Genomic DNA, 17704 nt, shown 5'->3' with positions numbered 1-17704 from the left:
GAGATGGCGGATTAGTTCGTGAGGCGGTCTTATTGATGCGTTTGCGGTACGGAGGTGGTGGATAAGTTCGTGGGGCGGTCTTATTGGTGCGGCCATAAACGAGAGCGGCGTTTTAGCCGCTCAATCGTCCCAACCGTTTAGTCAGCGTAGTCGTCCAGCTCTCGGATAGGGCGTCCACGGCAAGCAAGCGTCGGATGCCTTCCGCGTCGTCCCTATCCTGGTGCATAACCCGATTGGCTTCAGCTACAGTTATGCCGTGCGGGTGAGACTGCAGCAACGCCAGTTCGTCGCTTGCATGTACCACTCCCGTCTCCAGCACGCGAAAATAAAAACCGGTAGCTCCGCTGTTCGTCACTAACAGAGGAAGCTCGTCCAAACCCCACCTCATGGCCAGCTTCCAGCAAGGCTGCCTGGGCTGGCTTACCTGCACGGTCGCAGAACCAATGCGATAAATATCGCCGACGCGCACGTCCCGTTCGCTCAATCGTTCAACCGTAAAATTTTCTCCGAACGCCCCATAATCGAGCCTATGCCCAAGCACCTTTTCCCAGTGGAGATAATGGTCGTAGCTATACACGCATATCGCTTTATCCGGTCCTCCGTGGTGCACCAGATCGGCTTGCTCGTCTCCTTCGAAGCCGAGCTTGGTCAGTTGCACCGCCTGTTCGACAGAGCTCTTGGCAATGCCGGATTTCGCCTCTTTGCCTTTATACATAGCAGCTTGAACCTTACCGATATTGAGCGCCAGCAGCGGATAAACCTGCGTAGTCACGGCGTTGCCCATGCACCAATTGCTCCCTTCTTCCCCCGCTAGCGACGACTGCTGAATAAGCACAAGCCGGATACGCCACGATAACTGATGTACCATTCATCTTTCTCACCCATTAAACGAAAGGCGGGAACAACATGTCCACCTCTAAACGTCGCCGAGAAAGCGTCTGGAAAAGCCGCAAGCAAAATCCCCAGCCTCACGGAAAAATTTCTTCGCTTCGTGAGCTGTCCGCCGAGACGGCCAACGAAGACAGGCCCGACTCGACGACCTGAACGCGTTCGCTTGTTTGTATTAGGCATTCAGCACTCTAACAGGACAGCTAAACAGCCCTAGCAAAGGCTGGATTGCTCTCCGCTTCAATGGTTGGCGGTCTCATGTATTCGACAGTCCCTTCCATCTTAGGAAGCATTTTTTTGCTTCTATGTTAGCCGCATCTTCTCCGCCGCCGTCAGGCGGCGGCCTCTCGCGGTCATAACCAGTCGCCCGTCCTGCATTCCCCAGATTTCGTCCGCGAACTTCTCTGCAAGCTCTACCCGGTGCAAGGCGGCGACGATCGTCGTCCCTTTCTCGCGGCACAGCTTCTTGAGCGTCGCCATCATCTCCTCGGACGTATGAGGGTCCAGACCGGAGACAGGTTCGTCAGCCAGTACAAGGCGGGCGCCGTGAACGAGCGCTCGGGCGATCGCGATGCGCTGTCGCTCTCCTCCGCTCATCCGCTCCACGATTTGCTTCGACCGTTCCATCAGGCCGACATGCTCAAGCATATCCATTGCGCCCATATAATCGTCGCTGCGCACCATGCCGGTAATTCTTCGCCAGATCGGCGTTTGCTCGGACGCTCCTATCAGCACGTTTTTGAGCGCCGTCTTTTTTTCGTATAGAATCGGCTTCTGCTCCAAATAAGCGATTTGCCGCTTAAAGCGCATCTTCGCCAGAAAACCGGACTCCATCAAATCTTTCCCATCTATCTTATACTCCCCCGAGGTCCACACTTCCTTTAACGCAAGCGCTCTCAGCAATGCGGATTTCCCGCTGCCGCTCGAGCCGACGACGGCGATGAACTTTCCGGGCTCCAGCCTCGCGTCCACATCTTTAAGAATCGTTTTCCCGTCGGGTATTGTGCGAGTCAATCCAGAAATTACGATCATGGCTGTGTCCTATCCCTTCAATCTTGATAAATCTAGTGTAAAGTATAATCCCATCCCTTGCCATACGAACAAACGTTTGCTATAATAAAAACAGGAACAAAAGTTCTTATTCTGTTTTCTAAGGTGGGATAATGGATGGTGAAATGCGAACATCTCCGTTACTTGGAGCCTCAGAGAGGCGCCAGACCGTCTAGAGACTTGACCTTCAAATTTTACGACGACGGGAAGCTTGTCATCCTGGATAACGACACAGGCAACACGCTGAGCCCCCGCGAGCTCAGCGGGGGCAGCTACGATTTCTACGTCCGTCAACGCATTCGTCTAATAAAGCGCAACCTGGCAGAGAAAATTCTCAAGCATGCTTGAATCAAACGAGGGACGCGCCCTCCGCCCGGCTTAATTAGGGCAGATTTTTATTGATTCCGTTTAAGCTGGGCGGAAAGCGCGTCATTCTTTTTACGTCTGGATCTTCCTTATGTTCCTTGACTCCCGATGGCTTCATAGGCCCGTTCGAGCTTCTGAACTGCTTCTTATCCATACAATTCACCCCCTGCCCATCGACTGTCCGATAGGGTTACTTTGTAGTTTTCCTCTTTTCACTCATTTACAAACCCGCCGCAGCGAGCCATAATGAGAAAAACGAATCAGGATTTAAGGAGAAACGCAGCATATGAACCAGCAAATTTTATTCGACCTTGACGATACGCTTGTCTATTGCAACAAATATTTTCATTCCATATTGGATCGCTTCGCCGACCGGATGGTTGATTGGTTCGGCTCCGCCGGCATCCGTAAGGAAGAGATCGCGGCCAAGCAGACGGAGATCGACATCGCCGGCGTTCATGTTCTTGGCTTTCAGAGCGAGCACTTCCCTCAATCGATGATCGACACCTACCGGCACTTCCAGCTCGTTACCGGACGATCCGGCTCCTCTCTCGAAGAGGATCTGCTATGGAAGCTTGGCAACAGCGTTTACGATCTGGAAATCGAGCCTTATCCGATGATGGAGGAAACGTTGGAATCGTTGGCTACGGAAGGCCACGAGCTTCATCTGTATACCGGCGGAGATGCCTCGATCCAGTTGCGCAAAATCGAAAGCATGCGGCTGGAGCGCTACTTCGACAATCGGATCTACATTCGCCAACATAAGAACACGGATGCGCTGGAACAGATTTTGTCCGGAGGCATCTTCGACCGCAATCATACGTGGATGATCGGCAACTCGGTTAGAACGGACGTGCTGCCCGCCCTTCACTGCGGCATCAACGCCGTGTACTTGAAGCAGGAAGCCGAATGGGCCTACAACGTCATTCCGATCGACGCCAAGCCTCGCGGAGCGTTGCTCACCCTTACGCAGTTGACGCAGGTTCCGCCGGCGATCCATCAATATTTGGACGCTAATCTGATGGAGGAGTCGGGTTAAGCCGCTCCTCTCGCAACAATAACGGGGCTGTTCCCAAAGGTCGCATAACGACTGGAGGAACAGCCCCGTTTTATCTTTAACCCCTACCTGATGGCACCGCTCTCTTCACCCAATCCGCTGAGTTTGTCGAAAATTTTGCGAACGCCGACCGACCAGAGCGGGTCTTCGGCATAAGTGCGATTGAACCATTCGAACGGGTCGTAACCTTCGGGACGGCTCTCGCCCAGCTTCACGAGAAGTCTGGCCGCGATGCCCGAGGAGTTGGCGATGTCCGTATTGAACTCCATCCAGCTATGCCCGACGTTAAACGGATTGTTCGCGATCTTCGCCGCCTGCTTGGCCGACTTCGGCACAAAGCCCTGCTCTTGGCCCGTGATGGCGAACAGCAGATGAGGATGCAGATCGTACTCGCGCGCGGTATCCATAATCGCCTCAAAATAAGGCGCCTCGGCAAGCAGAGAATCCCGTCCGTTCAAGTAGGCGATAAGCGCCTGTTTATCGATCTCCGCATACCTTAGCGCCTTCGGCATTCCAACGTCCGGAGCGGACGCCGGAGACGCTGCCGGCGCAGGAGGCGCGGCGCTCGTAGATTCTTCTATAGATGCGGAACGCTCCCCGCTAAGCGCGATCCACGCGGTCGCATTGCCAAGGGCAACGACCGACGCCAGAACGATGGCGGGAGCAGGCTTCGCCAAACTCCGTACCGCGGCCCAGGTCGCTCCCCGCCAGCCATTGCGGCCCGAAACCAGTTCTTCCGGCAGTTGGACTCCTGCCAACGGTTCAGTCGCTGCAAGGTGCGGTGAAGGCCCTCTGTGCCTCTCCAGTCGGGAAGCAAGCTGCTCCGGGCTCCATCTCCGCTGCGTCCGTTCGTTCGCCCATTCCAAGAGCGGTTCCAGCAGACGTTCCGTCAAGCGCTCGTCTCCCTGGCCAATTTCCGCAAATAGATCAAGCACGTCTTCCGGGTGAATATCGCGTTTTTCCCCTACCAGGTAACGCGTAATCAATTGATCGATCATTCGTAGTTTAAGCTCGTCAGGCACATTCGGCATCCTCTGCGCGAGCGCCCTGCGAATCGCGTCGGCGACGATCTCGGCGCGGCGTCCGTCCGGAAGCGGAGCGTACTTGGTCTGCACGTATCTGCGAATCGTATGTATGTCCATAGGCGACAGCAATGCCGCGCTTTCCATCACAAACTCCCCCCGCCCCGATTCGATGCCAGTCAGTCACAAGTGTAACATAGAGGAAAGATTTGGGGGAAGCCCTGTCTTCCGTACCATTCTCAAGCGAAATCCGGCCCGGCATTCGACGCCAATCGCGAACATTCGCCGTTACTCGCCCCCGCCAGACGCTGCTTTGGCAATTGTCTGCCGGACCTCCTCGGTGCGGATAAAAGCATTAATTTGCTCCTGCTCCCACTCGGTCAGCTGATATTCGCAATCGCAGCCCTCGTCCTGAGTCACCAGTTGGATCGGATGTCCGTTATGGGTACATACCGCGATAATTTGGAAGTCGGTCACATCCTCCGGCAGCGGCGTATCGCCTGCCGTCTCCGGACGCAAAGCCACATCGACCCACTGCCCATCCCTGCGCTCCGCCTGATATTGAAAGCCTGTAAACCTCAACTCCGACCACATTTCGTCTCCATACCGAATCATTCGGCCGTTCCTCCTCCGTTCATCCGTGAAAAAGAGGCCGTCCCGCAGCGCGGGAACGACCTCTATAAGATAACCGATATCCGTCATGGGAGCAACGTGTCGCCCATTAAGAACTTGTCGACTTCGCGCGCCGCTTCTCGGCCCTCGTTGATCGCCCAGACGATCAAACTCTGTCCGCGCCTCATATCGCCTGCCGCAAACACTTTATTCACATTCGTCGTATATTTGCCGTAACGGGCCTTAACGTTCGAGCGGCGATCCGTCTCCAAGCCGAGCTGATCGATCAACGTGCTTTCCGGACCTTCGAAGCCGACCGCGACGAGCACGAGATCCGCAGGCCAGACTTTCTCGGTTCCGGGAATTTCCTCGTAAATTTTACGGCCTTGCTCGTCCACATAGCGGCGGATTTGCACAGTGTGCAGCTCTTTGACGTTGCCCTGTTCGTCGCCGACGAATTTCTTCGTCAGAACGGAAAAGGCACGGGGATCTTCGCCGTACAGAGCTTTCGCTTCCTCATGCGCGTAATCCAGCGTATACACGTTTGGATACTCCGGCCACGGGTTATTCATCTCGTCGCGTTGCTGCGGCGCCTTCGCATGCGTTCCGAATTGCGTAATGCTGGAGCACCCGTGACGCAGCGCCGTAGCGACACAGTCCGTCCCCGTATCCCCGCCGCCGATTACGATCACGTTCTTGTCTTTGCCGGAAATGTACGTGCCGTCCTGCAAGCCGTTGTCCAGATAGCTTTTGATCGTGCTGTTCAAATAGTCCATTGCCTGATGGATGCCCTTCAGCCCGTGCCCTTCCACGTTGCCGATCGGACGCGCCTTAGTCGCGCCGCCGCATAGCACAACCGCATCGTATTGCTCCAGCAGCTCCGCAGAGGAAATGTCTTTGCCGATCTCCGTATTTACGACGAATTGAATGCCTTCGGCAGCCAACAGGTCGACGCGCCGCTGCACGATATGCTTCTCCAGCTTCATCGTCGGAATCCCGTAGGTCAGCAGCCCGCCGGGACGGTCCGCGCGTTCGTATACGGTGACGGCATGGCCGGCCCTATTCAGCTGAGCGGCGGCGGCAAGTCCCGCCGGACCCGAGCCGACGACGGCGACTTTCTTGCCGGTGCGCGTCTTCGGCGGCTGCGGTACGACCCAACCTTCCTCGAACGCTTTATCGATAATCGCCTGCTCAATCGTCTTGATCGTAACCGGCTCGCCAATCAAACCGACCGTACAAGAACCTTCGCACGGCGCCGGACATACGCGGCCCGTAAACTCGGGGAAATTATTCGTCTTCGACAAACGCTCGTAAGCTTCCCTCCACAGGCCTCTGTAGACAAGGCTGTTCCATTCGGGAATCAGATTATTGATCGGGCAGCCCGATACGCTGCCTGCCAATTCGATGCCTGTATGGCAGTAAGGAGTTCCGCAATCCATGCAGCGCGCGCCTTGCGTGCTGAGCTGCTCCTCGGAGAGCATCCGGTGAAATTCATTCCAGTCTTGGATGCGAGCCAGCGGATCTCGGTCGCCCGGCAGCTCGCGCTTATATTCCATAAATCCCGTAGGTGTCGACATCGTGCAAAACCTCCATATCCGTCGGTATCTTTGTGAGTTCGTCCCCTTGCATCATTTGTATGCCGATGATAGATCATCCTAACAAATGAGGCTTATCCTCACAATGGATTATCCGTCGCATTGTTTGCACTTATTTGCTGCCGACCCGCTCATAGACGCAGTAGGCGTGCGGAATCGCGTTCCGCTCGTCTATAACGCCCTCCTCCCGCGACACCAGCCGCCATTCCTCTCGGTCGTATTCGGGAAAATAGGCATCCCCGTCAAAGGGCTGCGCAAGCTCCGTCAGCAGAAGCCGATCGGCGTTGGCCACAGTCGCCGCGTAAATCTCCGCCCCTCCGATAACCATTAGCTCCTGGTCTCGATAGGCCTCCGCCGCCTCGTCGATCGTCCGCATGAGCACACAGCCTGCCGGAGCTTCCTCCAGCGTCCGCGACAAAATAACGTTCTCGCGATCCTTCAGCGGGCGTCCCAGCGATTCGAACGTCTTGCGACCCATCAGCACCGGCTTGCCAAGCGTATTTCGCTTAAAATAGCTCAAATCTGCGGGAAGCCGCCAAGGCAGCTCGTTGTTTCGCCCAATCACTCCATTCGAAGCGACAGCGGCGATTAAAGTGACAGTCATAAACCAACATCCTTTGTATAATTGATCCAAACAGGCCTGTCTATACGGCTACAGGCGCTTTAATTCCGGGGTGATGCTCATAGCCCGCAAATTCGAAATCCTCATAGACGTAGTCGAAAATCGAATCCGGCTTGCGCAAAATGTTCAGCTTCGGCAGCGGCAGCGGCTCCCGGCTTAACTGCAGCTTGACTTGCTCCAAATGGTTGCTGTAAATATGAACGTCTCCGCCGGACCAGACAAACTCACCGACCTCCAAATCGCACTGTTGTGCAATCATATGAGTCAGCAGCGCATACGACGCGATATTGAACGGAAGCCCGAGGAACGTATCGACCGAGCGCATCGTCAGCATGCAGCTCAGCTTGCCCTCGGCAACGTAAAATTGAAATACGAAATGGCAGGGCGGCAGCTTCATCTGGTCGATGACGGCCACGTTCCAAGCGCTAACCAAATGACGGCGAGAGTCGGGATTGCTTTTGATGGCATCCACTACCTGCTGGATCTGGTCGATCGTTCGACCGTCCGGCGTCTCCCAGGCGCGCCATTGCGAGCCGTAGACAGGTCCGAGATCGCCGTTCTCGTCGGCCCATTCGTCCCAGATACGGACTCCGTTTTCTTTCAGATAACGAACGTTCGTTTCGCCTTTCAGAAACCACAGCAGCTCGTGAACGACCGATTTCAGATGAATGCGTTTTGTAGTCACGAGGGGAAATCCTTCGGACAAATCAAAGCGAAGCTGACGACCGAAAACGGACAGCGTTCCCGTTCCGGTGCGGTCCTCCTTCTTCGCGCCATGATCCAGCACATCCTGCAGCAAATCCAAATAATTACGCAACGAATACACACCTCGACACCGAATTTTTGTTGTTAAGGAGCAGCAACGAAATTTAGAGATACTTAAATTCGTCGTAGTCTAAAATTGTACCACTCGTCCCGGCGGCTGTCACTCCGCGTTGCCTTGCATGCACAAGTCGCTTATAGCGTGGCGCTCAAGTTTTACGTCATTCCGTTGCGGAAAACCGCTGCGAGCGACGCTTCTTGCGCTGCTCGTAGCGCTCTGGAGCGCTGTCGTGCAGCCTGCGCTCGGCTTCGTTCTCGGGGACGACAGCAGGCACCGGCGTCGGCTTGCCGTCGTCTCCGAGCGCGACAAACGTCGAGAACGCAGTGCATGTGACTCGGCGTTCTCCGGTGAACAGATTTTCCGCCCGCACGACGACGTACACCTCCATCGAGCTGCGATTCGTCCAGGTGACGAACGCTTCCAGTTCCACGGCCTCGCCCATGCGAATCGGCGCCAGAAAATCCAAGCTGTCCGATGAAGCCGTCACAACCGTCTTTCCGCAATGGCGCATAGCGGCGATCGCGGATATTTTATCGATATATTTCATCAATGTGCCGCCGAACATCGTGCCGTGATGATTCGTATCCGTCGGGAATACAAGCTCCGTCATGACCGATCTGGATCTTCCGACCGGTCTGGCCGTTTCCTCGTTCATCTCGTTCGCCTCCTCGCTATGCCTTATTTTACGCCGAAGCCGCGGGTTAAACAATCAGCGCCTTCGCTTTAGCCCAAAGGGCGGTTCGGCGAATAGCGCTGATTGTTTTTATTTGGTCGTACCGCGTTTTTTGCAGCCTTTTATCCTGAAAATGTCGAAAGCAACGCTGGCCAGATTTGCATATGCTTGCCGCAGGAAGGACAGTTTGCCTCTCCGGCCAAATACGGCAAATCGCGAGCGAGCCCATGTTCGCCGATTGCCGCTGCGTGCTTCGCTAACGTCTTCTGGTCCGCATCCGCAAATTTGGCCGTCGGTACGACTTCATAAGCCTCTTGCTCCTCCTCGAACACGGGGTCTTCGGCAAACGCCTGAATACGCCCACCTTCTCCATTCGGCCACAAATACACATCCTGCTCGCAGGCTGGACATACGGCAACGTACTCATCCCCTGACGAGAATGTCATCAGCATATTCGCCACCGGATGCGCTCCCCGATAGGCTGCGTCGGCCAGAAGAATGTAGCGCTTCTCCGACTCGTCAACGGGCGCATCGACGGCATGGGCGCGCACGTCTTCTCCTAAAGACGCCATCTCCCGTATCGCTTCAATATACGAGTCGTAGATGTCTGAGCAGACCGGCGCTCCCACTTGTTCGGCGAGCCCAGCCCAAGCAGCGGGGAATGGCGCCGCTTCATTCCGATCACGACTCGCTTCGATGACGCCGCATGTAACAAACAGATCGCGCCGGACTTCCGGATCGGTCGTCGAACGAGCCATCTGCGTCAAATAAGGAACGGCCGCATAAGTGACCGTATAAATTGTATTTTGATGAAACAAATATTCCTGAAAAAGCTCATCGGCTATTTCTTGATCGTACTCTCCCATCAACTGCTGCAGCAGCGCCGGCACATTCTCTCCGGTACCATACGGTCCCGTCAATTTTCCCCACGCATCGCTAGTCCACTCAAGCAAAGCAGACGCCTCCCCGGTTCCCATAGTTAACTTATTTCCATTGCGGATCAAGTGTACCATGCGACAAATAAGGATATGAAGCGTCTACGTTCCTATTCCCGCAACTCCCGCAGAACTATCCGATCCCGGTTACGCCCGTCCGCTTGCCCTTAAACCCCACACCTCTTCTACCGATACGATCGCCCTCGACCGCTTCTGAATCTGTTCGCCGCTCATGCACAGAGGCGGATAGACGGAGAATGCCTGATCCCCCCGCACTCGCTCCAGCTCTTCCTTCCAGCCCGGCCAGCGAAACGTTTCGTAAAACAAGTCCAGATCGCCGCTGCATGCCCACTCCAAAAAATCCGAGTACGGAACCCCGAAGTGCTCCCATTTCAGCGTGTCAGGCGCAAAATAGTACACATCGCCATGACCGCCGTCAAACGCCCCGAAGTTTAAAGCGAAAAAGCCGCCCATCACATCGTCCGCGACTAGCAATGCTCCGTCCAGTCTACGTTCCGTCAGCTCCAATGTCCCCTCGTTCCATTCCGTTAAGCGGCGCGGCAGTCGGGGGCTGCCTGAACCGAGGATACGCAGCCATCCGTGCTGCACAAGAATACCGCCCGTATATTGCGCTACCGCCCCCAGAGTGGATCGCAAGGAGAGCTTCAGCCTTGCAATCTCCTCTTCGCCCTTGCTTCCTTCCACAGGAAGCAGTTCAACCGCATTGACCGCTTTCGCCGCCCAAGTCTGAATCATGCGCCATGTCGATTGCTCCTGCCTATCTTCTTGACGGTCCGTCATGCTTTCCCCTCCTCATAAACCGCTGCTCTGGATCGGCAAAAAACAAAACACGGCCTACCTGCACTGTCAAGCAGCGCAGAATAAGCCGTGCATCGCTAACTACTAACTTAAGCTTTAGGCGCAAGCGTGTGGATCGGATGACCCATAGCAAGCTCGGCTGTATCCATCGTGATTTCGCCCAAAGTCGGGTGAGCATGGATCGTTAGCGCAATATCTTCGATCGTTGCGCCCATCTCGATCGCAAGACCCAGCTCGGCGATCATGTTGGAAGCTTCGACGCCCGCGATTTGCGCGCCGAGCACCAGACCCGTATCGGCATCGTGAACGAGCTTCATGAAGCCGTCCGCGCCGCCCAACGTTACTGCACGGCCGTTGCCGCCGAATGGGAACTTGCTGGATTTCGCGTTGATGCCTTTGTCTTTCGCTTCCTTCTCCGTGTAGCCGACGCTTGCGCATTCGGGATCGGAGAACGCCACGGCTGGAATGCACTTATAGTCCACCTTCGAAGGCAGGCCAGCGATCGCTTCCGCAGCTACCTTCGCTTCGTAGGAGGCTTTGTGCGCCAAAGCCGCGCCCGGCACGATGTCGCCGATAGCGTAAATGTGCGGAATGTTCGTACGGCATTGCTCGTCCACTTCGATCAGTCCGCGCTCTCCAACCTTCACGCCGATCAGGTCGAGGCCAAGCTCGCCGTCGGTGTTCGGACGACGGCCAACGGTTACGAGCAGGTAGTCGGCCGTTACTGTCTTCTGTTCGCCGCCGACTTCGTACGTTACCGTAACTTCCTTGTCGGTCTGCTCCGCGCCTTTAGCAAGCGCGCCGTTCACGATCTCGACGCCGGATTTCTTCAGCTTCTTAACGACCAGTTGGCTCATATCCTTGTCGAAGCCCGGAAGAATTGTATCCGCGCCCTCAAGCACCGTTACCTTCGTGCCGAACTTGGCGTACATTTGGCCGAGTTCGATACCGATGTAGCCGCCGCCGATAACAACAAGGCTCTTCGGCAGCTCAGGCAGGGACAGCGCTTCTGTCGAAGACAGAATGCGTCCGCCGAACGGGAACGGCTTCAGCTCGATCGGACGGGACCCCGTCGCGATAATGCAGTTTTTGAAACGGTAGCGCGGCGCTTCCTGATCGTTGAACAGACGGGCTTCGTTCTCGTTGATGAACATAACCTCGCCTTGGAACATTTGCACCTTGTTCGCCTTCAGCAGCATTTCTACGCCGCTCGTCATTTTGTTAACGACCGAGTTTTTGTAGTCCTGTACTTTGCCGAAGTCAACGTTGATGTTATCTGCAGACAGACCATAGTCCGCCGCATGCTGCATCGACTCGTAGTGGTGCGCGGAGTTAATCAGCGCTTTGGACGGGATACAGCCGACGTTCAGACAGACGCCGCCGAACTTGGCTTTGTCCGCAATAATTACCTTCTGTCCCAGTTGAGCCGCGCGGATCGCCGCGACGTATCCGCCGGGGCCCGCACCGATAACGAGCAAATCAATATCGAGAGAAGCGTCTCCTACGACCATGTCTTATACCTCCATAACAAGCAGTTCAGGATCGTTAAGCAGCTGCTTGATGTAATTTAAGAAGTTTTGCGCCGTGGCGCCGTCGATGATGCGGTGATCGAAGCTGAGCGACAGTGCCATAACCGGAGCCGCAACGATTTCTCCGTTTTTGACGACGGCTTTCTCGGAGATGCGTCCCGTACCGAGAATCGCAACTTCCGGGAAGTTGATCACCGGCGTGAAGAACATGCCTCCGGCGGAGCCGATGTTCGTAATCGAAATCGTGCTGCCCTTCAGCTCGGCTGCGCTCAGTTTGCCGTCGCGGCCGCGAGCGGCCAGATCGCGGATTTCGTTGGCGATCGACCAAATGTTCTTGCGATCGGCGTCGAACACGACCGGAACGATCAAGCCGTTGTCCGTATCCGTCGCAATGCCGATGTTGTAGTACTTCTTGTATACAATTTCGTTGGCCGCTTCGTCGATCATCGCGTTCATTGCCGGGAATTCGCGGCATGCGGCGACGAGCGCCTTCACGATAAACGGCAGGTACGTCAGCTTGACGCCCTTCTTCTCGGCGACCGGCTTCGCTTTGGAGCGCAGCGCCACAAGTGCGGACACGTCTATCTCATCCATCAGCGTAACGTGAGGCGCCGTGTAGACCGACTTGACCATCGCGTTGGCGATCGCCTTGCGGATGCCTTTGAACGGTACGCGCTCTTCGACGCCCGGACCGCTGACCGCCGCTGCCGCTTTCGGAGCAGCCGCCGCTGCCGGAGCTTCGGAAGCTTCCGCCGCCTCGGAGGCCGCAGCTTTCGGCGCGCCGCCGGAAGCGTAAGCAACTACGTCTTCGCGAGTAATGCGACCGTTCTTGCCGCTGCCTGCGATCTCTGCAATTGCAACGCCCTTCTCGCGCGCCAGCTTGCGTACGCTAGGCGTCGCCAGCACAAGCGCATTGCTTGCCGCCGGCTTCGCTTCAGCAGCAGCCGGGGCCGCTCCAGCAGCTTCCGCCGCAGGCTGTTGCGCCGGTTCGCCCTTCGTATCCGCGCCGCCGGTGGCGCTGTTGTCGCCGGCAGGCTGAGCGTGGCTGTCTGCAGCCGGAACTTGGTCAGGTACGTCGCCTTCCGCTTCGATGACGGCGACCAGTTCGCCGATATGCATAACTTGTCCGTCTTTGGCCAGCACTTCGAGCACTTTGCCGTTAACCGGACACGGCACTTCTACGACCGCTTTATCGTTCTGTACTTCCATAATAATGTCTTCGTCCGTTACCGTCTGTCCCGGCGCGATGAGCACTTTGACGATTTCGCCTTCGTGCATCCCTTCGCCGAGTTCCGGGAATCGATATTCGAATCTCGTCACCTGGAACCCTCCTTTTTCCGATTTAGAACTGCAGCACTTGATTAACGGTCTTCACGATGCGTGCCGGAGTCGGCAGCCATGCATCTTCAATCTGCGCGTACGGATACACCGTATCCGGACCTGCGCAGCGAAGCACCGGAGCCTCCAGGTGCAGAATCGCTTTTTCGTTAATTTGCGCGATAATTTCCGCAGCCGCTCCGGAAGTTTTCTGAGCTTCCTGCACGACGATCGCACGATTCGTCTTCTGAATGGAAGCGACGATCGTGTCGATGTCCAGCGGCATCAGCGTGCGCAGGTCGATTACCTCTGCGGATACGCCGTTCTTCTCCAGCTCTTCGGCCGCTTTGACCGCAGTATGCACCATCAAGCCGTAAGCGATAATCGTCACGTCTTTGCCTTCGCGAACGACGTTCGCTTTGCCGATCGGCACTGTGTACTCGCCTTCCGGCACTTCGGCGCGGAATGCGCGGTACAAGTTAAGATGCTCCATAAAAAAGACCGGATCGTTATCGCGAATGGCTGAGATGAGCAGACCTTTCGCATCGTATGGATTGGAAGGCACGATCACTTTGATGCCCGGCGTCTGGATGGCGAGACCCTCCAGCGAATCCGTATGCAGCTCGGCCGCCTTGACGCCGCCGCCGAACGGCGTACGGAATACGATTGGAGCATGATAGCGTCCGCCCGAACGGTAACGCATGCGGGCGGCTTGCACGAACATCTGGTCAAGCGCTTCATAGATGAAGCCTACGAATTGAATTTCTGCGATCGGGCGGAAGCCTTGCGTTCCCAGACCTACCGCAAGGCCGCCGATGGCGGACTCGGCCAGCGGCGTATCGAATACGCGCTGTTCGCCGAATTCTTTTTGCAGCCCTTCCGTCGCGCGGAATACGCCGCCGACGTGGCCGACGTCTTCCCCGAACACAAGCACGCTTGGATCGCGCGCAAGCTCTACCCGCATCGCATCGCGGATCGCGTCAATCATTGTCATTTGCGCCATGCTGTTTACTCCCCCGTCATTCAGTTTGCGACCGCAGCCGGCCGCTCTTAGTGGTTGCGATTATTGGAAATCCGCCTTTTGTTCTTCCAGGTGTGGCGGAGTATGTTCGAACATCGAATCGATCAAGCCGGAGATCGACATTTTTTCTGTCTGTTCCGCTTTTTTGATATGCTCGTTAACGGCAGCTTTCGATTCTTCCTTCACGCGAGCCGTGTCCTCTTCCGTCCACAGCCCTTTCTTCGCCAGGAACTTGCCGAAGCGAACGATCGGATCCTTCTGGTTCCATTCCTGCTCTTCGTCTTTCGTACGGTACTTCGTCGCATCGTCCGCCATCGAGTGAGGACGGAAACGGTAGGTCAGACCTTCGATCAACGTCGCGCCACCGCCATTGCGTCCGATTTCGGCCGCTTCTTGCACGGCAGAGATGACAGCCAATACGTCCATGCCGTCGACTTGCACGCCGCGGATACCTGCGGCCAGCGCTTTATGTGCGATCGATTGAGCGCCCGTCTGTTTCTCGTACGGAGTCGTAATCGCGTAGCCGTTGTTTTGCACGAAATAGATAACCGGCAGCTTAAAGGATCCTGCGAAGTTCAAGCCTTCGTAGAAATCGCCTTCAGAGGAACCGCCGTCCCCGGTATACGTAATGGCAACGCGCTTCTCGCCTTTCAGCTTAAAGCCCATGCCGATGCCCGTTGCATGCAGGATCTGAGCGCCGATAATAATCTGCGGCATCAGAACGTTAACGCCTTCCGGAATTTGCCCGCCGTGCTGATGACCGCGGGAGTACAGGAACGCTTGATAAAGCGGGAGTCCGTGCCACACTAGCTGCGGCATATCGCGATAACCCGGGCAGACGAAATCTTCTTTCGTAAGCGCGTATTCGCTGCCGACCATTGTCGCTTCCTGTCCGGATACCGGAGCGTAGAAACCGAGACGGCCCTGACGTCCCAGGTTGACTGCGCGGTCGTCCCAAGTGCGCGTGAACACCATGCGATACATCACTTCTTTTAATTGCTCGTCCGACAGCTTCGGCATGTACTCCGGATTAATTACTTCGCCTTCCGGTGACAGTACCTGCAACGGCTTTACATCTTCGGACTTGACTACGTGCGGTTGAGCGCCGGTTTTGACCTCCGGAGCTTCCGTGGATACTTTGCTCATTAAGGTTCACCTCATCTTTGATTGTGGAAGAGGGCAATCTGTTATAGAATTATTATATCCCTGTTTAAGTGAATTGGTCAAAGAAAAACTCGAAAAAACCTTATTTTATAAAGCTTTTCTCCTTTTCATGTTTATATAACAGGAATTATAAATTTGTAATACAGTGTAGTACAATTTGTGTCTCATACCCTCAGTTGGTTTGCCCATGCCCGGTCAATCCCATACCTGCCAAGGAGGCGTCTCCTATGAGCGACAGCTCGTTGTTTAAGAGAACGATTCACAAGCACGACATCCCCAGCCGCTGGCTTCCGGAGGGCAGCCGCTCAATCCGGGTCTATTTGCCTCCCGGATTTCAGCCTTGGATGAGTTATCCTGTCGTTTATTGTCAGGATGGAGAAGAATTTTTTAATTTTGGCCGAATCGCTACCCATGCCCAAAGACTGATTCTAGAAGAAGACTGGGAGCCGTTTATCGTCGTCGGCGTCGACGTGAACGTCAAGCTTCGCACCTCGGAGTATACTCCGGATGGAGAACGCTATTTGTCTTATACCCGTTTTTTCGCGGAGGAACTCATTCCCTGGATCGAATCTCATTATCCGGTTCGCGATGTTCCCGAACAGCGCCTGCTTGCCGGCGACTCCCTCGGAGGAGCGGTATCGGTGTCGCTTGCGCTCGCCTATCCGGAGCTGTTCAGCCGCATTCTGTCGCTTTCCGGCGCTTTTTACGACGTCTACATGGAGCAGCTTCGCAGCGCCCCTTCGCTTGAGCGGCTAAGCATATGGATGATTGTCGGTCTGCAGGAAAACGAGTTTGCCACCGACCGAGGCACATTCGATTTCGTTGAGCTGAATCGTCAAGCGGAGCAAACATTGAGGGAAAAAGGGGCTCAAGTCCTCTACACGGAAAAGGACGGGGAGCATAAATGGGGGTTTTGGCAGAAGGAGCTGCCCGAAGCTCTGGCCCCCTTTCTCGGACCGGAGCTTCGGGCGTTCCGCTGACTTAGCGCTGAGGTAGCTTCTCGCGAATACGCGTCAAAATTCTCTCGCAGCCTTCATTGACGAGCTCGTACACCTCGTCGAAGTTGCCCGTATAATAAGGATCGGGCACGTCGTCCATGCCTCTCTCCGGAAGCAAGGACAGAAAACGGACGATTTCCGACCGCGGCGAAGCTCCGAGCTTCGCCCGGATATCCTTCTCGTTCTGCGTATCCATTGCCACGATCAGATCAAAATCTCCGCCGTCTTGAACGGAGAGCTGTCGGGCTCTCATCCCTTGATAAGAAATGCTGTAGCGATCCAGCAAGCCGCGCGTCCCTTCATGAGGCGGACGGCCGATGTGCCAGTCGCCGGTGCCGGCAGAATCGACCGTCACAAGATCGCTTAACCCCTCACGTTCGATCAGATGACGCATAACCGCCTCCGCCATCGGAGAGCGGCAAATATTTCCTAGACACACAAACAATACGGAGTAACTCATGATGGACCTCCCGACGCTGCGCGCAACGAACGGCGCGGCAGCTTCCATTTATAATGTACGGACAGCATTCGAAACGCAACGACGAGCAGGAACAGAATAAACAGGAACCAAGGGGCCTGCAGTTTCGATAAGCCGATGACCAAGCCGGCGGCAAGCGCCCAGACGGCATAAATCTCGTCGCGAAGCACGAGCGGCTTCCTGCCGGCCATAATGTCCCGCACCATTCCCCCGCCGATCCCGGTCAGCATAGCCGCGACCATAACGGCGCTAATCGGCAAATTCGCCTTCACCGCATAAAGCGCCCCTTGAATCGCGAAGGCCGACAGACCGATCGCGTCGAAGAAAGCTTCGCTTCTTTTCCAATGATGAATCCAGGCGATCGGCAGCACGAACACGATCAGAATCGAAATGCCCGCAGTCTTCAGAAACAAGCCTTGACTCCACAGCGTCGTCACCGGAACGCCGATCAGCAAATTCCGGATCACCCCTCCTCCGAACGCAGTAACAAGCCCAAGCACGAACACGCCCAATATGTCGTACTCTTCTTCCATGGCGACGATCGCGCCGCTGACCGCGAACGCGATCGTTCCGATCAAGCTGAAAATTTGAAACACATCGTCCAATTCCAACTTTAACTCTCCTCTGCAAACACCGGTTCAACACTTCCGCCGACCTTACGGCAGGCGCTCCGTTACTCATTGTAGCGGGTAGATCTGCAGTTCTGCAACGGTCTATGCTAAAATTAAATAATAT

21 protein-coding genes are annotated in these 17704 nt (G+C 55.6%); 4 read left to right on the top strand and 17 right to left on the bottom strand.

Annotation, left to right across the window (positions count from 1 at the left end):
* Nucleotides 1–112: 112 nt before the first annotated feature.
* Nucleotides 113–868 (bottom strand): MOSC domain-containing protein, encoded by a 756-nt coding sequence (locus J4772_RS12375; protein WP_371822851.1) that lies wholly within the window; start codon nucleotides 866–868, stop codon nucleotides 113–115.
* Between the two features lie 38 nt (nucleotides 869–906).
* Between J4772_RS12375 and J4772_RS12370 the strand changes: the two genes are divergently transcribed.
* On the top strand, nucleotides 907–1044 hold the full coding sequence (locus J4772_RS12370; RefSeq protein ID WP_181917670.1) for a DUF6254 family protein: 138 nt from the start codon (nucleotides 907–909) through the stop codon (nucleotides 1042–1044).
* 147 nt (nucleotides 1045–1191) lie between these two features.
* Here the strand turns inward: J4772_RS12370 and J4772_RS12365 are convergent, their stop codons facing one another.
* Nucleotides 1192–1920 carry a phosphonate ABC transporter ATP-binding protein gene (locus tag J4772_RS12365; protein ID WP_116061128.1) on the bottom strand — a complete coding sequence of 243 codons (729 nt, stop codon included), beginning with the start codon at nucleotides 1918–1920 and terminating at the stop codon, nucleotides 1192–1194.
* 135 nt (nucleotides 1921–2055) lie between these two features.
* On the opposite strand from J4772_RS12365, the gene J4772_RS12360 reads away from it, so the two are divergent.
* Nucleotides 2056–2286 carry a hypothetical protein gene (locus J4772_RS12360; RefSeq protein WP_116061127.1) on the top strand — a complete coding sequence of 77 codons (231 nt, stop codon included), beginning with the start codon at nucleotides 2056–2058 and terminating at the stop codon, nucleotides 2284–2286.
* A gap of 34 nt (nucleotides 2287–2320) precedes the next feature.
* Here the strand turns inward: J4772_RS12360 and J4772_RS12355 are convergent, their stop codons facing one another.
* Nucleotides 2321–2458 (bottom strand): hypothetical protein, encoded by a 138-nt coding sequence (locus J4772_RS12355; RefSeq protein WP_209075425.1) that lies wholly within the window; start codon nucleotides 2456–2458, stop codon nucleotides 2321–2323.
* Between the two features lie 132 nt (nucleotides 2459–2590).
* On the opposite strand from J4772_RS12355, the gene J4772_RS12350 reads away from it, so the two are divergent.
* Nucleotides 2591–3343 (top strand): HAD family hydrolase, encoded by a 753-nt coding sequence (locus J4772_RS12350; protein ID WP_116061126.1) that lies wholly within the window; start codon nucleotides 2591–2593, stop codon nucleotides 3341–3343.
* Nucleotides 3344–3426: 83 nt separating this feature from the next.
* Here J4772_RS12350 and J4772_RS12345 read toward each other — a convergent pair whose 3' ends face one another.
* From J4772_RS12345 to pdhA, 12 genes are all read right to left on the bottom strand, one after another.
* Nucleotides 3427–4530: a hypothetical protein gene (locus J4772_RS12345; RefSeq protein ID WP_209075424.1), complete on the bottom strand. Its 1104-nt coding sequence runs from the start codon at nucleotides 4528–4530 to the stop codon at nucleotides 3427–3429.
* Between the two features lie 141 nt (nucleotides 4531–4671).
* Nucleotides 4672–4998 carry a hypothetical protein gene (locus J4772_RS12340; protein WP_116061124.1) on the bottom strand — a complete coding sequence of 109 codons (327 nt, stop codon included), beginning with the start codon at nucleotides 4996–4998 and terminating at the stop codon, nucleotides 4672–4674.
* 83 nt (nucleotides 4999–5081) lie between these two features.
* Nucleotides 5082–6572, bottom strand: coding sequence for a glutamate synthase subunit beta (locus J4772_RS12335; RefSeq protein WP_116061123.1), 1491 nt, complete (start codon nucleotides 6570–6572; stop codon nucleotides 5082–5084).
* A gap of 130 nt (nucleotides 6573–6702) precedes the next feature.
* Complete coding sequence (locus J4772_RS12330; protein WP_209075423.1) at nucleotides 6703–7194, bottom strand: dihydrofolate reductase; 492 nt, start codon at nucleotides 7192–7194, stop codon at nucleotides 6703–6705.
* A gap of 40 nt (nucleotides 7195–7234) precedes the next feature.
* Entirely contained in the window at nucleotides 7235–8029 is a 795-nt protein-coding gene (gene thyA / locus J4772_RS12325) for a thymidylate synthase (RefSeq protein ID WP_209075422.1), read from the bottom strand.
* Nucleotides 8030–8195: 166 nt separating this feature from the next.
* The gene (locus J4772_RS12320; protein ID WP_209075421.1) at nucleotides 8196–8690 is read right to left on the bottom strand and encodes an acyl-CoA thioesterase; all 495 of its coding nucleotides are present in this window, start codon (nucleotides 8688–8690) and stop codon (nucleotides 8196–8198) included.
* 140 nt (nucleotides 8691–8830) lie between these two features.
* Entirely contained in the window at nucleotides 8831–9661 is an 831-nt protein-coding gene (locus tag J4772_RS12315; RefSeq protein WP_209075420.1) for a hypothetical protein, read from the bottom strand.
* 129 nt (nucleotides 9662–9790) lie between these two features.
* A complete protein-coding gene (locus J4772_RS12310; RefSeq protein WP_209075419.1) occupies nucleotides 9791–10444 on the bottom strand; it encodes a DUF2625 family protein in 654 nt (217 codons plus the stop codon).
* 107 nt (nucleotides 10445–10551) lie between these two features.
* Complete coding sequence (lpdA, locus tag J4772_RS12305; protein WP_116061117.1) at nucleotides 10552–11973, bottom strand: dihydrolipoyl dehydrogenase; 1422 nt, start codon at nucleotides 11971–11973, stop codon at nucleotides 10552–10554.
* A gap of 3 nt (nucleotides 11974–11976) precedes the next feature.
* Nucleotides 11977–13311 (bottom strand): dihydrolipoamide acetyltransferase family protein, encoded by a 1335-nt coding sequence (locus J4772_RS12300; protein ID WP_116061116.1) that lies wholly within the window; start codon nucleotides 13309–13311, stop codon nucleotides 11977–11979.
* A gap of 22 nt (nucleotides 13312–13333) precedes the next feature.
* Entirely contained in the window at nucleotides 13334–14311 is a 978-nt protein-coding gene (locus tag J4772_RS12295; RefSeq protein ID WP_116061115.1) for an alpha-ketoacid dehydrogenase subunit beta, read from the bottom strand.
* A 60-nt stretch (nucleotides 14312–14371) separates the two neighbouring features.
* The gene (gene pdhA / locus J4772_RS12290; protein ID WP_209075418.1) at nucleotides 14372–15475 is read right to left on the bottom strand and encodes a pyruvate dehydrogenase (acetyl-transferring) E1 component subunit alpha; all 1104 of its coding nucleotides are present in this window, start codon (nucleotides 15473–15475) and stop codon (nucleotides 14372–14374) included.
* 245 nt (nucleotides 15476–15720) lie between these two features.
* Here pdhA and J4772_RS12285 point away from each other — a divergent pair, with 245 nt between their 5' ends.
* The gene (locus J4772_RS12285; protein WP_209075417.1) at nucleotides 15721–16473 is read left to right on the top strand and encodes an alpha/beta hydrolase; all 753 of its coding nucleotides are present in this window, start codon (nucleotides 15721–15723) and stop codon (nucleotides 16471–16473) included.
* A gap of 1 nt (nucleotide 16474) precedes the next feature.
* Here J4772_RS12285 and J4772_RS12280 read toward each other — a convergent pair whose 3' ends face one another.
* Both J4772_RS12280 and J4772_RS12275 read right to left on the bottom strand, forming a co-directional pair.
* Nucleotides 16475–16951: a low molecular weight protein-tyrosine-phosphatase gene (locus J4772_RS12280; RefSeq protein WP_116061112.1), complete on the bottom strand. Its 477-nt coding sequence runs from the start codon at nucleotides 16949–16951 to the stop codon at nucleotides 16475–16477.
* On the bottom strand, nucleotides 16948–17580 hold the full coding sequence (locus J4772_RS12275; protein WP_371822850.1) for a trimeric intracellular cation channel family protein: 633 nt from the start codon (nucleotides 17578–17580) through the stop codon (nucleotides 16948–16950). Before J4772_RS12275 ends, J4772_RS12280 begins: the two co-directional genes overlap by 4 nt.
* Nucleotides 17581–17704 lie beyond the last annotated feature (124 nt).

Source organism: Cohnella sp. LGH, assembly GCF_017671885.1.
Taxonomy (GTDB): domain Bacteria; phylum Bacillota; class Bacilli; order Paenibacillales; family Paenibacillaceae; genus Cohnella; species Cohnella phaseoli.
The sequence above is the reverse complement of the archived record's forward strand: the minus strand, read 5'-3'. Positions and strand labels throughout refer to the sequence as shown.

What these genes read in the sequence shown, in the direction of transcription:
- pdhA (WP_209075418.1), bottom strand. Translation starts at nt 15,475, where the DNA reads ATGAGCAAAGTATCCACGGAAGCTCCGGAGGTCAAAACCGGCGCTCAA.
- J4772_RS12375 (WP_371822851.1), bottom strand. Translation starts at nt 868, where the DNA reads ATGGTACATCAGTTATCGTGGCGTATCCGGCTTGTGCTTATTCAGCAG.
- J4772_RS12370 (WP_181917670.1), top strand. Translation starts at nt 907, where the DNA reads ATGTCCACCTCTAAACGTCGCCGAGAAAGCGTCTGGAAAAGCCGCAAG.
- J4772_RS12335 (WP_116061123.1), bottom strand. Translation starts at nt 6,572, where the DNA reads ATGTCGACACCTACGGGATTTATGGAATATAAGCGCGAGCTGCCGGGC.
- J4772_RS12345 (WP_209075424.1), bottom strand. Translation starts at nt 4,530, where the DNA reads ATGGAAAGCGCGGCATTGCTGTCGCCTATGGACATACATACGATTCGC.
- J4772_RS12350 (WP_116061126.1), top strand. Translation starts at nt 2,591, where the DNA reads ATGAACCAGCAAATTTTATTCGACCTTGACGATACGCTTGTCTATTGC.
- J4772_RS12365 (WP_116061128.1), bottom strand. Translation starts at nt 1,920, where the DNA reads ATGATCGTAATTTCTGGATTGACTCGCACAATACCCGACGGGAAAACG.
- J4772_RS12310 (WP_209075419.1), bottom strand. Translation starts at nt 10,444, where the DNA reads ATGACGGACCGTCAAGAAGATAGGCAGGAGCAATCGACATGGCGCATG.
- lpdA (WP_116061117.1), bottom strand. Translation starts at nt 11,973, where the DNA reads ATGGTCGTAGGAGACGCTTCTCTCGATATTGATTTGCTCGTTATCGGT.
- J4772_RS12285 (WP_209075417.1), top strand. Translation starts at nt 15,721, where the DNA reads ATGAGCGACAGCTCGTTGTTTAAGAGAACGATTCACAAGCACGACATC.
- J4772_RS12355 (WP_209075425.1), bottom strand. Translation starts at nt 2,458, where the DNA reads ATGGATAAGAAGCAGTTCAGAAGCTCGAACGGGCCTATGAAGCCATCG.
- J4772_RS12320 (WP_209075421.1), bottom strand. Translation starts at nt 8,690, where the DNA reads ATGAACGAGGAAACGGCCAGACCGGTCGGAAGATCCAGATCGGTCATG.
- J4772_RS12360 (WP_116061127.1), top strand. Translation starts at nt 2,056, where the DNA reads ATGGTGAAATGCGAACATCTCCGTTACTTGGAGCCTCAGAGAGGCGCC.
- J4772_RS12340 (WP_116061124.1), bottom strand. Translation starts at nt 4,998, where the DNA reads ATGATTCGGTATGGAGACGAAATGTGGTCGGAGTTGAGGTTTACAGGC.
- J4772_RS12295 (WP_116061115.1), bottom strand. Translation starts at nt 14,311, where the DNA reads ATGGCGCAAATGACAATGATTGACGCGATCCGCGATGCGATGCGGGTA.
- J4772_RS12330 (WP_209075423.1), bottom strand. Translation starts at nt 7,194, where the DNA reads ATGACTGTCACTTTAATCGCCGCTGTCGCTTCGAATGGAGTGATTGGG.
- J4772_RS12280 (WP_116061112.1), bottom strand. Translation starts at nt 16,951, where the DNA reads ATGAGTTACTCCGTATTGTTTGTGTGTCTAGGAAATATTTGCCGCTCT.